Genomic DNA, 16,228 nt, shown 5'->3' with positions numbered 1-16,228 from the left:
GCCGCTACAGCGCTGCCAAGCAGCCAACATCCATGGAGGCGTGGCAACAGGTCCGCGGTCAGCCCAAGTGGTAGCGAGACGCAATCTGAGCTTCATTAAGTTCGTCGCCCTTTAGTAGTGCCCTGCTACCACCCTGCTAACGCTCTACGGTTGAAGCTCACTGAGACGGATGTGCCATTGGATCTGGGCTACATTCGCGATATTGCGTATCTCAAGCTTGATTTGCGGGTCGGCCTTGTCCCAGTCGATGGTCAAGATGCCAAAGTTCTCATGGTGGTAGGTCTGATCGACTGCCCGAAAACGATTCTTCGTCGGCGTACCTCTGGGGTGCTTTTGGTTGAAACTGCTAGAAGTTGCATCTAGCAGTGGGTAGGGTACCCGTTCGCGTTCGATCGAGAGTTCAGCCCAATGGCGATCGCCACTCACAAATAGAACGCCCTTAGCCCCCGTGCTTTGTATTAGATCGATCATGCGTCGGCGTTCGTGTGGGAGGTTGGCCCAGGCTTCCTGCCCAGCAGACTCTGCTACAAACTGAATACTACTGGCAATGATGCGCAATTCGGCAGGCTCGCGTAATTGCCGTTCCAACCAATGCCATTGCATGTCACCGAGCATCGTCTTTTCCCGATCATCATCCGGCTCGTAGGGGCCTCCCACCCGGCGTTCCCCGACCTTCAGTGGTGATCGAAAGTACCGCGTATCAAGCATGATGACTTGAATTCGTTTGCCAGGCGGCCCGAAGATCTTTGAGTCGTAGACGCCCGCCTGGGCTCGTTTGGGAGAATTAAGTGGCGTATCCCAGAAATCGAGGAAGGCGACTTGGGCTTGGTCTCGGGATGCAAAAGCCGCACCGCCGTCATTGATACCAAAATCGTGATCGTCCCATGTTGCCATCAACGGGCAGCTCGATCGCAATTCTAAAAAGGCTCGATTTTTCGCCAACCTCTGATACTTGTCGCGCATGACTTGGTTGTCTGAAGTATCGGCATAGATATTGTCTCCCAGCAACAACAGGAGTTGCGGTTCGGTCTCCAACATGGTGTGGAAAATTGGCGTAGGCTCATCTTGTTGAATGCAAGAGCCAAACAGAATCCGCCTAAGCGGCGCGTCCTGCCCGTGGCTGACCGGTGGTCGCACAGCCGGGGCGATAACGGCCAGAGGAACCGCGAGTAGAACAAAACACAACCGCTGATAGATCATAGGGAGCTCCTTGATTGTTGAGACTAGGGACGGTCGGAACCATAAGCGTCGACAGATCGCTCCGCCGATCGGCGATTTCCCGAACGAACCGCTGGAGCGGTTCGGCGACAATCCGCCAATAATAGTTCCGACGGTCCTAAGCCAGTTCTTGGCTACGCTGAGCGGCCGCCGCAACAGCTTCGATCAACGCGCTCCGAAATCCAGCCGACTCCAGAGAGCGGATTGCTGCGATCGTCGTTCCGCCAGGACTTGTCACCTGATCCTTCAACACGCCGGGATGCAGTTCGGTTTGGAGAACCATTTGCGCGGCCCCCAGAAGTGTTTGAGCCGCCATTCGTGTAGCAACTTGGCGCGGAAGTCCTTGGGCGACTCCGCCATCGCTCATGGCTTCGATCATCAAGTAGACGTAGGCTGGGCCGGAGCCCGAAACCGCTGTCACCGCATGCATCTGGCTATCGGGTATGCGCTCAACAATCCCCACCGATTCAAGCAGAGTCGTGACCCAGGCGATATCATCCGCCGCGATATCCGAGTCCGCGGCCACGGCCGACGCGCCAGTTCCCACTAGAGAGGGAGTGTTCGGCATCACTCGAATCACTCGGTCGGTGCCCAGTGCATCTTTCAAATTCGCTAAGGAAATACCGGAAGCGATCGACACAAACAATTGTTCGGGCTTTACCAGGGGCTTCAAGCTTGCGAACAAGGATCGCAAAACATGTGGCTTGACTGCCAGCACAATCGACTGGCATAGCGGCATCAGCTCTTCCCCCGAGCCGACGACTGTAGCTGCGGGAAAACGCGTTCGGAGTGCTTCCTGGCCCTTTGCGGACGGCACGGCAAACACCAGCGATTCCTCTTGCAGGGCCCCTTTGGCCAGTGCACCGCCGGCTAAAGCCTTGGCCATTTGTCCGCCACCGATGAATCCAACCTTAGGTCCCACTGTCTGCCTGTATCCTGTAAAGAGTGCACCGATTGATCCTACCGGTGTTATGGAGAGCGCAACGAATCTAGAACTAGAAACGCGCGGAGGTAACTGTCGAAAGTCTCTAGGCCTCAGAAATCCCTGCCAACGCCACTGCAGCTTTCATTCTGGCAATTCCAGTATTCGCAACCTCCTGGGGAGCTAGCTCCCAGTAGCTGCGATTGAACAATTCCAGACTTAGCGTCCCGTCGAATCCGCCAGCAACGAGCGTTTGTAGAATCGACGTTAGCGGGGCCACGCCATCCCCCGGATAGACACGATGCTGATCTGAGATCTCTGCGCGTTGCGGCTCGGCAGGATAGTCGTTCATATGCAAACAATGCATCTTCTGAGCCGGGATGAGCCCCACATTGTTAAAATCGTTGCCACCTTTGTAAAGATGATAGACGTCCAACAGGAGGCAGGCATCGGGATCGTTGGCGGCAGCAGCCACATACAGCACCTCTGCGAGAGTCGAGAGATTCTTCGAGAAGCCCCACAGTTCGATCTGGGGGACCACTTCTTGACTGCGTCCAATCTCAAGCAGGGCGCGGTAGCGTTCTGCAGCTCGATCCAAATTTAGGCCAGCTTCATTGGTCGCGCCAACCGGTGGAGCCGCTATCCGACGCCCACCGATCTGACGCAGAATATCCATATCCCGCTTAGACTGCTCCAGCCCTGCACGACGCTTCTGATCGTCGTCGACAATCCAGGCACCAAAGGCAATAGCGCTATCCACTCCCAGCCCCAGATCTTCCAGCTCCTTGCGCAGATCATTCAACGCCCCACCACCCTTGGTGTACGTCTCAATATCTCTCAGCCAGAGTTCGACAGCGTCATAGCCGGCGTTCGAGGCGATCTGAAGCTGCTCCCGCAAAGGGACTTTCGAGCTATTGATGGTGCTCATGTTTAGGCAGTAGCGAAGATTCGACTTTGTAGAGTTCGAATCAGAGGCCGAGGCAGCCAAATCGCCGGAAACGGCTGTGGGGGTCGGCTGTTGTGCTCGCACCTGCGACGTATGGAACGCCACGGTGGTTGCCGCCAGCGCTGAGGCGGCAGTTGTGATGAAGTTGCGTCGTTCGGTTGAGGGTAATTGAGGTTGCATAGGATTGGACCGCTCTGAGAGCTGTGGAGGTTTAGGGAGCGTGGTAAAGCTTTGCGAGTTACATCGCTGACGGACACTGGAACGCGACGCGTCCGTCTACGGAGCACACCGGTCAAAAAATACCCAGGGCAGGCATGTTGAACACTGTCTCGGATTGGTGCTTGATTTCAACAATCCCCCTGCAGCATCTGTCGTTCGATTTAAGCCGAGGAGGAAACAGACGGCAACCGTGTCGGGAATTGCAGTGCGAGTTTCACTTGGCAGCCAGCAAGGCTAAGCCATCGATCAAACTCAACCGTAATCTCAACCGAGGATTGAAACCGTGCTGTTTTTCTGTCGACTTGGCGAGCACAATCGATTAGCTTACTGCGGTTAGCTTACAATGCTTTCATTGTAACTGCGACACGAGAGGCAATTGAATGCCCGAGTTCCAAGCCAGAGTCTAAGCGGCGAGACTCCACTTTATGCCAACATTATTCTCATTTCTATCAGGAAGCTGCCCAGTGATTAGTTGTTCAAATTGGTTCAAAGCGCACCGAGAAATTGCCATTTTGCTATTTTTCTCCATGCTCTTGGGCAGTTTATGGGCCGTCCCCCTGCGGGCGCAAGACACCACCCTCCCCGATCCGGCTTCGACGACTGAAGTGGACGGCGGAGTGACTGCGGGGTCGACTGTGGAAGCCGAAGCGGATGCAACTCCCAAGCCTCAAGAGGTCGATGAATGGATCGACGCCAAGTTCAAGCCGATTGCGGATGGTTGGGAGTCTCTGGTATTAACGTCCATTCCACTCCCCTTTTCCGCGAATGAAGAAGGCAAATACAAACGCGTACCTTTCGTCCTCATCTTGCTCGTTTCTGGAGCACTCTTCTTCACCCTTGCCTTTGGATTTATCAACATTCGCTTGCTCCCGTTCGCCACTCAAGTGGTTAGCGGAAAATTTGACTCGATCGAGAAACTTGGCACGACACCGGTCAAGCACGTCGATTTGAACGAGCTAGATGGAGACATTGTCGACACGATCCGCGATGAGAGCGAGACGGGCGAAGTTTCCCACTTTCAGGCTCTAGCCACCGCCGTCTCGGGTACGGTTGGACTCGGAAATATTTCCGGGGTAGCCGTGGCTGTCGCTATGGGAGGGCCCGGAGCCACCTTTTGGATGATTATCTGTGGACTCTTGGGCATGTCGACCAAATTCGTCGAGTGCACCTTGGGAGTCAAATACCGCGATCTGGAACGCGACGGAACCGTCCACGGGGGGCCCATGTACTACTTGCACAAAGGACTGGGGGAAATGGGCTTGGGACCACTTGGCCGAATCCTAGGAATCGTCTTTGCAATCCTATGCATCGGTGCTTCCTTCGGTGGTGGGAATGCGTTCCAAGCTAACCAGGCCGCAGCTCAAATTAAAACAATGATGCACCTCGAAGGCGGTGCTGCAGGTGCCGCAATCGGCGTGGTAATGGCGCTGCTCGTCGGAGTCGTGATCATCGGTGGCATTAAGCGGATTGCCACAGTTACGGAAAAAGTGGTGCCGCTGATGGCGATCATCTACGTCCTCGCCGCCCTGGTGATCATCATCGTCAATATCCAGTCGGTACCGGAAGCGTTTGTACAAATCTTCGAAGGGGCCTTCTCGCCCTCAGCCGGCTTGGGTGGGATTGTCGGTGTGATCGTGGTTGGTTTCCAACGCGCCGCGTTTTCGAACGAAGCAGGCGCTGGCTCAGCTGCGATCGCTCACTCTGCGGTAAGAACGCGCTACCCAGCGTCCGAAGGTGTCGTGGCTCTGCTCGAACCCTTTATCGACACCGTCGTAATCTGCACCATGACCGCCCTGGTCATCGTGTTGTTCAACATCAATGGCTTGTTCCCTTACAGCGAAGCCAACAATGCAGCGGTAATGGTCAATGGAACGCCGCTAGGTGGTGTCGATTTAACCTCCGCTGCCTTTGATAGTGTGCTACCTGGATTTCGCTACGTGCTGACCATCGCCATCATCCTGTTTGCGTTTTCCACGATGATTTCGTGGTCCTATTACGGATTGCAGTCCTGGAAGTATCTATTCGGACGAAGCCTGCAGTCCGATATCGCTTACAAAGTCGTCTTTTGCCTGTTCATTGTGGTCGGCGCCGGGGCTACCCTGGATTCGGTGATCCGTTTCTCGGACGCGATGATCCTGGCGCTTGTCTTCCCCAACATGCTCGGCTTGCTGTTGATGTTCCCCAAAGTTAGAAGCGAGTTGCATCGCTACCTGATTGCCACGGGAGTGAAACGCGGGCCAGCCGAACAGAAATAGCAGTGCCCCGCTCCCTTACCGATGAGGTAATGCACAGGGTCGATATTCTGTATTCCTTTCGCACTATTTTCAATGAGTTTGCATCGTGAGCCAGTCCAAAGAGCCAACGCTTAAACAGTGCTTCGCAGCCGAATTGCTGGGAACGTTTATCTTGATCTTTTTTGGCTGCGGAGCGGTCCACACTGCAATTCTATTTTCGGCCCAAGCGGGCCTGTGGCAGGTGGCTATCGTCTGGGGCGTTGCAGTGACACTGGCGGTCTACGCCGTCGGCGGAATTAGTGGGGCTCATATCAACCCCGCTATTACCATCTGCCTCGCCTTCTGGGCAGGCTTTGACCGCAAACGCGTGGCTCCTTACATTGCTGCCCAATTGTTAGGCGCCATCGCTGCCGCGGCGGTGTTGTTCGTTTTCTTCGGGCCCAAGCTGACAATTTACGAAGCCGAAAAGGGAATCGTGCGAGGACAGCCAGGTAGTGAGATAACGGCAAGCTGCTACGGAGAATTCTTTCCTAACCCAGGAGGCTTGACCTCTGGTGACACCATCTATGATCCCGGAGCCCATGCAGAGCTCAGAAAGACCGTTCCCCACTACGTAGCCTTTGTGGCGGAAGTGATTGGCACGGGGATCCTAGCATTCGTGGTCTTGGCCTTCACCGACGCGCGCAATCGCGGGGCGCCGGCAGCCAATCAAGCGGCCGTATTCATCGGCCTGACGGTCGCGTTGCTGATATCCGTAATCGCTCCGTTGACTCAGGCCTGCTTTAATCCCGCTCGAGACTTCGGCCCCAGACTATTTACCTTCTTCGCTGGTTGGGGGCAGATCGCATTGCCGCTGGGTACTGACTGGGGCTGGTTGACCGTATACATCATCGCTCCCACGCTCGGCGCCGTCCTGGGAGGGGGCCTTTACGCCAAAGTCTTCCGCACAATCTACGCCGAGTTGGATTGAGTTGGATTGAGTTGGATTGAGTTGGATTGAGTTGGACACTGACGCGAGCGGCTGACCTGTGCAATGGGAGTCACTCCGTTTGCTGCCGTCGCGTCGCGACACGACAGGGACGCTTTTAGCTAGTGTCCGTCCGGAAATTGAAAGCGTCTGTAAATTATTGGCTAATTTTCAAAAAAGCTCCCCGAAGAACGAACCCGCGAGCGAGTTCGAGCGTTGAATTTGTTGACTAAAACAGGTCCAAACGCTTAATCTTCGAGGAGTAGACGTGGTTCGCAAGCCATATCAAAAACAGCAACGCTTCGATTGCAGCCCTATCGCACAAGTTGAACTCAACTTGGAATCTCGCGATGAAATCGTGCCCGTCTTGCTCGGGCTTCAATATCTTTATACCAATGCCAAGTTGAGAACGAAAGTCGTTCAGGCTGTCGCTGCGGATCTAAACCAAGACTCTCGACGGGATGTTGGAAGGCCAGGCATAGACGATTGGCATGTTGTTGTGCTTGCAGCAGTCAGACTTGGATGTAATCTTGATTACGACAAACTACAGGATCAAGTCGAGAATCATCGGCGTCTCCGCGGAATCATGGGAATCGGCGACTGGCAAGACACCGACGGTTTCACTTTCAGACGCATACGCGATACCATCTGTCTGCTCAAACCTGAGACGATTAGTAAGATCAACCAAGCTATCGTCACCGCTGGCCAGAGCATTGCTCCCGATGCCAGTTCCACAGTTCGGGCTGATTCATTTGTTATTGAAACTAACATTCACTATCCGACAGAGAGCAGTTTGATCTACGACGGTGTTCGCAAGTTCATTCCGTTCTGTGTTGAGTTGGCGCAACAGCTTGAGACCACAGGATGGAGACAAGTGGGGCATCTAGTCAAGAAGATCAAGAGCTTAAAGCAGCAGATAGGACGGATTGCTGCCAGCAAGAGCTCACGCAAAAAGGAAGCCTTGGAATCGCGTTATCGCGACCTGCTGCAACGCGTAGCACTTTTGCTCGAGCGAGCGAAATCACTGACTAATGAGGCGAAATCTCTCGGTGCGTCCACAGTAACTCTGTCGCTAATCACAACAATCGAACATTGGACAGGACTGACCGAGCAGGTTTGCGATACGGCGCGTCGGCGTGTCCTATTGGGTGAGTCAGTCCCCAATTGCGACAAGCTGTTCAGCTTGTTCGAAACACACACGCAGCTTTACCGTCGCGGCAAAGCCGGACAACCCAATCAATATGGTCGATTGGCTTTGGTTTACGAGGATGGTGCTGGTTTCATTAGTCACTATCACTTGATGGCTCGCGACGTGCGTGACCAGGATGTCGTGGTGGAACAAACGAAGTTGGCTCAGAAGAAGCACGCAGGCGAGATTCACACCGCGTCTTTTGACCGAGGTTTCTATTCAGCGGAAAATGAATCAAACCTGCAGCAGATAATCGAAGATGTATGCGTACTACCGCGGGCTCCTGGTGAATACGTACAGCGGATTAAGAACGAAAGTGCTAAATTTCACCGAACCCGACTACACCACTCAGGCATCGAGGCAGCGATCGGAGTGTTACAGCGGGGCAATGGTTTGAAGCGTTGTCGCGACCGGACTGAACTCGGCTTTGAACGCTATTTGGGATTAGCGATTCTAGGTCGCAATATACACACGCTTGGAAAGCTACTGCTTTCTAAACAACGCCCCAATGCATCGGCAGCGCAGAGCAAACGCAAAGCGGCTTAGGGCATGTGACTGAGGTTCGTCACTTTTGAATTAGCCAGCTGGCTACCGGTCCGCGCCAGCGGCGCAAAGTCGGTCAAAACGGCTGGATTTGACTTCACCTAGCGGCAATGAATGCGAAGCGAAGGCAACTCTTCCTGATTGTCTGATAGCATCTGACTGCGTGAAATCCTCCAGCAAGGCAATTTCCGGACAGACACTAGCTACGGCGTTACATCCTATGGACGCTACTTGCTACGACACCAACTGGCCCGCTCGGCAAACTCCGCTTGGAACTCCTCTCTCCAGCGGCTGACAGAAACCCTTGGGTCAAAATCAGCGGTCCGCGCTAAATCGCGATACCAACCGTCGGACTGTCGCTCGAATTGTCCTCCCCATCCAGCAACACTCGGGTCCCTGGGGTCATTTCCACCTTGAGGCAAGAAAAAGAACCAGGAAGGGGTATCTCCCTCCTTGAGGCAACCATTGGGATTGGGGTTTGTATGCGTCTTGGTGGGATACAAAGCCCCTAGTGGTCCCGTGTTGCGAATATTCCCTTCGACCCATTGCAGGCTGGTGAGGGTTTCGTCCCCGGTCAGGTACATGCCCCGAAATGTCGCTTCTCGAGAATCGCGGCCTTTGGGTGCACTCGACAGGATGTAAGTCATTCCCGGAAATTGCTGCCGCATCCAATCGGCAATTTTGTCCTGATCGGCGATATCATAGACGCGAAACTTCCGAACGAACTCCCCATACTCTTCTTGGCTACGCGTTCGTTGGACGTGCGACATTGCTTGCGCAAAGTCGGTTTGTCCACCCCAGATGCAAATATTCAATGGGCGAACCTCCGAGCCGGAATCGATGCACTGGACGAGATGCAGAGCACCGTCGGTGTCATGGCCTTCTCCAATGTGCTCCCTGCCGCGACGGCGGTTCCCCGATTTTACGACAGCCCGCAGTGCTTCACCGTTTGGCCAACGGCGCGCATGCTGCTGCAGCGCTGGCAGAACCTGCTCATAGGCTGCAATCGTTTCCAAAATAAGATCGGGTCGAGTGATCTTTTCTTTGAGCTCTCCCGGAGTCCCCGACGCGCTGGCCACGAACGCTTCAATCTCGAATTCATTGGAAAACAACAGCAAACGCACCAAGGACTGTTGATCATCGGGGTCACCGCCAATGTCGGTGAGAATGGCCAACCTCGGCCGCTCCTCACAGGTACCTTGGCCAACCAGCAGTAACAGCGATATGAGAACAGGCAACAAACACAATTTCATGATAAATCCGGATGCAATAGTATGTAATACCCAAAGGCAGAAACAAGCTCGGGCTGAATGCGACAGACACTAGTGCCAAGTTCACGAGGTGCAACAGCACGCTTGCGGTGTGTCCATAGGACGACGACCTCGGGAAACTGCCCATCTGCCCGCAGTTGGAACGAGCAGGCATTCTACCTTCTCTCGAACGCGACTCCCACCTGACCTAAGATGCATCTGTTATCCTAGACACTGTCGCAGGGCGTCTTGAATTGCATGCCATCCCTGACTCCATCTGTTTGCAGTGTTCCGTGACAGACGGGAATCGTATCAATTCAAAGTTCGACTGGTGGACGTTTGCAAAGGAAAAACGCGATGCACGTACTTCTGGCTTCCGACGGCTCACCCGAAGCGTTCGATACAGCTCGACTTTTGGGCCGACTCCCCTTCGACGTCAAACCGCTGGTTACCGTGGTAACGGCGCTTTCCACCTCGCAATTTGAGATGTTGTCGAGCAATGCAGGTACAAAATTGCTGGAAGTCGAGAGGGCGGCAGCCGAAGAGCAGTTCGCGGAACTTAGTGAGATCCTCGCCTCGGCAACCGACCGCGTGGACCTCGTAATAGCCAGAGGACACCCAAGACGATTGATTCTCAAGATTGCCCAGGAACAGCAAGTTGACCTAATTGCCATGGGAGCACGTGGTCACTGGGCTATTCATCGCGCCATTTTGGGCAGCACCACAGACTTTATTGCCAACCATGCCAAATGTTCGGTCTTGGTTGTGCGTAGCAACGCTCCGCAGGCCCTGAAAGAGAATCCAGCTGCCCCGTTGAAGGTCATGCTCGCCTACGACGGATCCCCGCTGTCTCAGGAAGCGCTTAGGCAGGTTTCCCAGTTCAACTGGGGTGATTCAACGCAACTCCATGTGAGAATGCTGCTAGAACGTCCAACGCTACTCCCAGACGATGTAGTTTATGACGAATTGACCATGTCGGAACAAGGCAAACTGCTGGACCAGCTCGTGGAAGCGGCTGCCTTCCAATGCCCTTCAACCCATGCGGTGACGGAGACCGTGCATGTCGGCAGTGCGCTGCGCAGTATCTCAGAGAAGCATCGCAACGACCTGCTGTTTATTGGAGGGACTGGAAAGTCGGCCGTCGTTCAGTTGTTCCTAGGCAGCGACTCACGCTATCTTCTCCACCACGGAGAATGCTCCATATGGATTGCCAGGCCCACGGAGTGGAGCGAAACGTCGAGTAAGCACTAGCCCCCCCTTTTTAGCACCACGGGCCGTTTTTTCACGATCCGACCGCACCGCAGGAAGACGAGACACTCGCTCTGGGCACAGAGTGCTACCTGCCCGCAACACTCTGGCATTTGTTGAACCAGGCATCGACTGGTCTTAATTCGTGACGACGCCTGTCGCATGAATTTCTGGCCACGGGGGGGGGGGGCTATGCATCCCGTCGTTCAGCGATCGCGGAACTCTATTTCCCAAAAATAGCAATAATCTTCGTGCACCGTGTTAACCTCAGTCTGAATTGCGGCATTAACTTAGTATGGATGAATCGTCTCATAATCCTTCGAGAGAATTAGCACTGGTGAGCTTGCTGACCGATTGTCAGGCAGGCCTGCGCATGTACGTACGCACCTTGATGGTTGGCGAACAGGCCGTGAGCGACGTAATCCAGCACGCCAATATGAAAATCTGGGAGAAACGTCAGGACTTCGAGCTGGGAACCAACTTCAGGGCCTGGGCATTCGCGATCGCACGTTTTGAGGTCCTCAATTATCGCAAACAGCAGGCCCGCGACGCGCGGCTGCAGTTTTCCGATGAGCTTGAGGCCACACTCGCAGCAGAGATTGCTGAGCTGGAAGAGGAAGAACTTCCGCACCAGGAGGCCCTCCGCGTTTGCTTGAAATCTCTCTCCGCCAAACACCAAGAATTGCTGCTGCACCGCTATGCCTCCGGTGGAACATTGGCCGAGTTCGCAGAGAGAGCTGGCCGATCGGTAGCTGGACTCAAAGTCACGTTGCATCGTCTGCGGCAATCCTTAGCTGATTGCATTGACCGCCGTATTCTGCGAGTTGGAGAATCAGAATGACCCCACAAGAACGGTCCCAGTTACTGGACAGCCTGTTGGAGGGCGATATCGCTGAAGCAGACTTTCTTCGTATTGAAGCGGAACTGAGCGTTGATCCGGAAGTGCGACAGGAATATTACCGTCTGCTACGTTTGGACACATCGTTAGCACGGGAATTATCCGACCAGGAAGCAGCACCACAGTGGCCGGTGAAATGGGCCGAAGAGCACCGGGCGCAAGCCGATTCTGCTACCAATCCAACAAGAGTACGGTGGGTGAAGCCACTCTTGGCAATGTTGACGATTGCCGCATGTTCCATGGCTTTGATCCATTTCACGCCATGGCGTGCGACAGACCCATTGCAACAAGCACTTCAACCATTGCCCTCCTCCCACCAGTTGGCGGCCAGCGGATTTGGTGTATTGAGTGGGCAGACGAACGCCGAGTGGCAGAGCCCTGAAATTAGCGATGGCAGCTTGGTCCCGGCGGGAATTCATCACTTGCGTTCGGGCTTGATTCATCTGGAGCTATTCAGCGGCGTACAAATGGTGATCGAGGGTGAAGCTATTTTCTCGGTGGATTCACCGATGCAAGTCAGTCTCATTCAAGGCAGAGCCAGAGCCACCGTCCCTGAGCCAGCCCAGGGGTTTGTTCTCAAGACCAATCTGGGAGACGTTGTAGACTTAGGAACCGAGTTCACCGTGGACAGCGGAGCAGAGTATTCACAGGTTCAAGTAGTCGACGGCGAGGTGGAACTGCGCCGCGAGGGGGTATTGATGCAGAAGTTGCTCGTGGGCGAGCGAGTCGGCATTTCCTCGGATGGACAAGTGCTCGACCAGCCCGCAGCGGCGGCCACCGAACTCATTGGCCCGAAGGACTTCCAGCAGGCGTTGGCGCTACAACAATCGGCGAAATTCCAAGTCGCCATGGACTCCCAATCGCAATTACAACAGGATTCGCGGTTGGTAGCACACTATCGCATCTCTGGAAAGGAGGACTGGTCGCGGCAGCTCGACAATACAGCAACCGCTCGACCATTGGCGGCCAGCGATGGTGCGATTGTGGCCACCCGACGCACCGCAGACCGTTGGGGGCGTGCTGCGGGTGCACTTGATTTTAGTCCTACCGGCAGTCGCGTGAGGGTCAACGTCCCCGGGGAATTTCGCGGCTTGTCGATGTTTTGTTGGGTGAAAATCAACAGTCTCGACCGGTGGTACAACTCGTTGTTTCTCACCGATGGCCACGAAGAACAAGAACCGCATTGGCAGATCATGAACGATGGCAGGATGTTCTTTTCGGTCAAGCGCCCCCTTCGATCAAAAGGCGAGCAACAGGAATCGCAGCAGTACATCTTTTACTCCGAGCCGTTTTGGAATGCTTCGCTCAGCGGAAAGTGGATCATGCTGTGCACCACCTACGACGTGGATCAACGCCAGGTCACCCACTACCTTAATGGTCGATCGATCGGCCAAGAGGCCATCCCCGCCGATCATGTCATCGATTCCATTAAGATCGGCCCCGCTTCACTGTGCAATTGGAGTGAGCCGATGTATCGCACTGATCCGCATTTTGTAGTTCGCAATCTGAATGGCAGTTTGGATGAATTCGCCATCTTCGAAGGTGTCTTATCGGGCGAGGAAATTGCAAACTTGTTCCACGCAGGACATCCCTACAGTAGTTCCGGCAACTAGCTGCCGACAAACCACCAATCCTTGATTCCATAGATGAATTTCCCCACTAGGAAGCCCGCCATGCAACACCGTGCGATCGAACGAATATCCATCTGGTTCGCGATTGGTTGCTTAGCACTAACGCCCCTCGGCGTCTGGGCGGACGAAGCGGCCGAGCGCGATTTCACGCTCAAAATCCTGCCCATTTTGACCGACAAGTGCTTGGGGTGCCATGGTGGCGATCCCGATGAGATCGGCGGAGATTTCAGGGTGACTGACAGAGAATCCTTGCTCAAGGGTGGTGAATCGGAAGAACCCGCGGTGGTCCCTGGCAAACCGGAAGAAGGCACCTTACTCGGTGCAATTTCCTGGGACACTCTCGAGATGCCTCCCAAGGAAAACGACCGGCTTACGGCCGAGCAAATCGCTGCGGTCCAGAAATGGATCTCTGCAGGAGCTCCCTGGCCAGACGCCAGCCAACAAGAGCGGTACCGCCAAGAAGCGCGGGAACAAACGCACACCGACGAAGGAATCATCGTAACGACGAGCGGCGGCACGTCCCAGCAATGGAGCGATCGTCGCTATGCCACCGAAGATCTGTGGGCGTTCTTGCCAGTACCAGCGACCCAGGAAATCCTACCCAAGAACGTGGCGCCCACTCAGGCCATCGACCACTTTATCAATCAAACTTTGGCAGAGCACGACTTACAGCCGAGTTCGCAAGCCCCACCGCTAGCATTGGTACGAAGAGCAACTCTCGACTTGACCGGCTTGCTTCCCACTCCCGAAGAGGTTTCCGCGTTCGAAACGGCTTGGCAGCAAGCTCCCCAGGCAGCTTGGGTAGAACTCATTGACCGGTTGTTGGAAAGTCCACGTTACGGAGAGCATTGGGGACGGCACTGGTTGGACGTTACACGCTATGCCGATACCGGTGGAATGTCGAACGATTTTGAACGTTCCAATATGTGGCGTTATCGGGACTATGTCATTCGCGCCTTCAACCAAGACAAGCCGTACAACGAATTCATCATTGAACAATTGGCCGGTGATGAACTAGCGGATCAGTCGGTGCGTGAGCGAAGCAGCGGGGACGAAGCAGTAGTCCGAAGAACACAGCTCCAAGGAAACTACAACGAGCAGGAAGCGGAGTGGCTCGTCGCGTCAAGCTTCCTGCGATTGGGACCGTGGGACAATGCGATGATCGAGGAGGCCGAGGCACGTCAAATCTATCTCGATGATATCGTGAATATCACTGGGCAAACGTTTCTAGCGACCACCATGCGGTGTTGCAAGTGCCATGACCACAAGTTTGACCCCATCCCAACCCGCGACTACTACCGTATCTATTCGGCCTTTTCAACAACCCAGTTGGCTGAACGGAAAGCTCCCTTCCTAGAGTGCGAGAGTCAGGAAAGGTTCGAAGAGGGACGTGCACACGTCCAACGCATGCTCGATTTTGCCGTGTCGGAGAAGAATGCGTTGGTCGAGAAGCGAGAAGCCGCCGCCCGTCAGTGGTTTGCAGAGCACGATTTGCCCTACAAAGATGAAAACGCACGAAAGGGGCTCTCGGATGAAGAAAAACCAGCACGGCACGTGGGACTGACAATCGCCGAACAGGGGCAATTGAAGGTTCGCGAGCAGGATGAGTGGATCTGGACTCGTCGGCTTGAGCGTTTTGAACCGATGGTCCAAAGCGTCTACAACTCCTCCGCTTCGAAACTCGCTTGGAACGGTGCTCGCAAGTTGCGAATAAGCCCTTCCAAGGCCGATCAAGACGAGAACCTGGTGACCAACCATATCCTGGTGGGAGGTGCGTTGACCGCCTTGGGGGATCAAGTATTTCCGGGAGTACTAAGTGTTGTTTCGATAGCCGCCGATTCGCCCACGGACGATCCCTATCGGCTGACCGATGCCGTGAACGGACGCCGTTTGGGGCTGGCAAAGTGGATCGCGGATCCGGACAACATGTTGACCACGCGTTCCATCGTCAATCGGATCTGGCAATATCACTTTGGAACCGGCATTGCCTTGAACTCTAACAACTTTGGGGTCAAGGGAGCGAAGCCTTCGCACCCAGAGTTATTGAACTTCCTTGCTGCGGACTTTGTAGAGAACGGCTGGACGATCAAACGCATGCATCGCAGGATTATGCTGTCCGCCGCCTATCAACGCAGTGCATTGCCACCCGATGCGTCTCAAATTGCTGAAAGTGATCCCGACAATCGTCTCTTGTCCTTCTTTCCGCGTCGTCGCATGAGTGCAGAAGAAATTCGCGATTCCATTTTGCAAATCACTGGCGAATTGCAGCACACACAAGGCGGCTTGCCGGTAATGCCGGAAATCAACATGGAAGTCGCCTTGCAGCCACGCATGATTCAGTTCTCACTGGCTCCGGCCTATCAGCCATCGGTCACTGCCGAACAGCGCAATCGCCGCACGATCTACGCCTATCATGTCCGCGGCCAAGCCGATCCGTTTACCGAACTGTTCAACCAACCGAATCCCAATGAGTCCTGTGAATTGCGTGAGTCGGCATCGGTAACCCCTCAGGTCTTCACGCTCCTGAACAGCGACATGATCACAGACCGATCTATTGCATTTGCCTTGCGATTGCAGACGGAGCACGACGAGTTGCCAGCCCAGGTGCAACGTGCCTTTGAATTGGCACTGGGGCGCACGGCGACTCAAGCCGAACAACAGCAAATGCTCCGCTACGTCCGAGACATGCAAGATTATCATGCTAATGTTCATCCTGCTCAGGTTAAGTACTCAGCGAAGATTAGACGTTCGCTAGTCGAGGAGTTTTCAGGCGAAGTGTTTGAGTACGACGAAATCCTGCCTGCATTCGAGAACTATCAAGCGGATACGAAAGCAGGAGAGGTTTCAGCCGAGACTCGAGCATTGGCGGACATGTGCCTATTGTTGTGGAACACCAATGAATTCATGTATGTCGAGTAGCGCAACGACGTTTGCCCAGCGAGGCGTTTCAATTCCTCGCAACC

At 54.5% G+C, this 16,228-nt stretch carries 11 protein-coding genes; 7 read left to right on the top strand and 4 right to left on the bottom strand.

Annotation, left to right across the window (positions count from 1 at the left end; all coding sequences use genetic code 11):
• Window positions 1-144: 144 nt before the first annotated feature.
• From Q31a_RS14605 to Q31a_RS14595, 3 genes are all read right to left on the bottom strand, one after another.
• A complete protein-coding gene (locus tag Q31a_RS14605; RefSeq protein ID WP_145079117.1) occupies window positions 145-1,200 on the bottom strand; it encodes an alkaline phosphatase D family protein in 1,056 nt (351 codons plus the stop codon).
• A gap of 136 nt (window positions 1,201-1,336) precedes the next feature.
• Window positions 1,337-2,140 (bottom strand): pyrroline-5-carboxylate reductase, encoded by an 804-nt coding sequence (proC, locus tag Q31a_RS14600; protein WP_231691205.1) that lies wholly within the window; start codon window positions 2,138-2,140, stop codon window positions 1,337-1,339.
• Between the two features lie 106 nt (window positions 2,141-2,246).
• Entirely contained in the window at window positions 2,247-3,266 is a 1,020-nt protein-coding gene (locus Q31a_RS14595; RefSeq protein ID WP_145079114.1) for a sugar phosphate isomerase/epimerase family protein, read from the bottom strand.
• 503 nt (window positions 3,267-3,769) lie between these two features.
• Here Q31a_RS14595 and Q31a_RS14590 point away from each other — a divergent pair.
• The 3 genes from Q31a_RS14590 to Q31a_RS14580 all read left to right on the top strand — a co-directional run bounded on the left by Q31a_RS14590 (window position 3,770) and on the right by Q31a_RS14580 (window position 8,241).
• On the top strand, window positions 3,770-5,560 hold the full coding sequence (locus tag Q31a_RS14590; RefSeq protein ID WP_231691204.1) for an alanine/glycine:cation symporter family protein: 1,791 nt from the start codon (window positions 3,770-3,772) through the stop codon (window positions 5,558-5,560).
• Window positions 5,561-5,645: 85 nt separating this feature from the next.
• A complete protein-coding gene (locus Q31a_RS14585; RefSeq protein ID WP_197356828.1) occupies window positions 5,646-6,509 on the top strand; it encodes an MIP/aquaporin family protein in 864 nt (287 codons plus the stop codon).
• A 265-nt stretch (window positions 6,510-6,774) separates the two neighbouring features.
• Window positions 6,775-8,241, top strand: coding sequence for an ISNCY family transposase (locus Q31a_RS14580; RefSeq protein WP_145079108.1), 1,467 nt, complete (start codon window positions 6,775-6,777; stop codon window positions 8,239-8,241).
• 224 nt (window positions 8,242-8,465) lie between these two features.
• Here Q31a_RS14580 and Q31a_RS14575 read toward each other — a convergent pair whose 3' ends face one another.
• Complete coding sequence (locus Q31a_RS14575) at window positions 8,466-9,491, bottom strand: DUF1593 domain-containing protein (protein WP_145079105.1); 1,026 nt, start codon at window positions 9,489-9,491, stop codon at window positions 8,466-8,468.
• A 354-nt stretch (window positions 9,492-9,845) separates the two neighbouring features.
• Here Q31a_RS14575 and Q31a_RS14570 point away from each other — a divergent pair, with 354 nt between their 5' ends.
• From Q31a_RS14570 to Q31a_RS14555, 4 genes are all read left to right on the top strand, one after another.
• Complete coding sequence (locus tag Q31a_RS14570) at window positions 9,846-10,739, top strand: universal stress protein (protein ID WP_145079102.1); 894 nt, start codon at window positions 9,846-9,848, stop codon at window positions 10,737-10,739.
• A gap of 292 nt (window positions 10,740-11,031) precedes the next feature.
• Window positions 11,032-11,577, top strand: a complete 546-nt coding sequence (locus Q31a_RS14565) for a sigma-70 family RNA polymerase sigma factor (RefSeq protein WP_145079098.1) — start codon at window positions 11,032-11,034, stop codon at window positions 11,575-11,577.
• The gene (locus Q31a_RS14560; RefSeq protein ID WP_145079094.1) at window positions 11,574-13,247 is read left to right on the top strand and encodes a LamG-like jellyroll fold domain-containing protein; all 1,674 of its coding nucleotides are present in this window, start codon (window positions 11,574-11,576) and stop codon (window positions 13,245-13,247) included. The genes Q31a_RS14565 and Q31a_RS14560 overlap by 4 nt, the downstream gene beginning before the upstream one ends.
• Before the next feature lie 60 nt (window positions 13,248-13,307).
• Window positions 13,308-16,184, top strand: coding sequence for a PSD1 and planctomycete cytochrome C domain-containing protein (locus tag Q31a_RS14555; RefSeq protein WP_145079091.1), 2,877 nt, complete (start codon window positions 13,308-13,310; stop codon window positions 16,182-16,184).
• The last annotated feature ends 44 nt before the right edge of the window (window positions 16,185-16,228 follow it).

The organism is Aureliella helgolandensis, assembly GCF_007752135.1.
GTDB classification, from domain to species: domain Bacteria; phylum Planctomycetota; class Planctomycetia; order Pirellulales; family Pirellulaceae; genus Aureliella; species Aureliella helgolandensis.
The sequence above is the reverse complement of the archived record's forward strand: the minus strand, read 5'-3'. Positions and strand labels throughout refer to the sequence as shown.

Coding starts and splice junctions, on each gene's coding strand:
- Q31a_RS14605 (WP_145079117.1), bottom strand. CDS start 1,200: ATGATCTATCAGCGGTTGTGTTTTGTTCTACTCGCGGTTCCTCTGGCC.
- Q31a_RS14595 (WP_145079114.1), bottom strand. CDS start 3,266: ATGCAACCTCAATTACCCTCAACCGAACGACGCAACTTCATCACAACT.
- Q31a_RS14575 (WP_145079105.1), bottom strand. CDS start 9,491: ATGAAATTGTGTTTGTTGCCTGTTCTCATATCGCTGTTACTGCTGGTT.
- Q31a_RS14570 (WP_145079102.1), top strand. CDS start 9,846: ATGCACGTACTTCTGGCTTCCGACGGCTCACCCGAAGCGTTCGATACA.
- Q31a_RS14565 (WP_145079098.1), top strand. CDS start 11,032: ATGGATGAATCGTCTCATAATCCTTCGAGAGAATTAGCACTGGTGAGC.
- Q31a_RS14560 (WP_145079094.1), top strand. CDS start 11,574: ATGACCCCACAAGAACGGTCCCAGTTACTGGACAGCCTGTTGGAGGGC.
- Q31a_RS14555 (WP_145079091.1), top strand. CDS start 13,308: ATGCAACACCGTGCGATCGAACGAATATCCATCTGGTTCGCGATTGGT.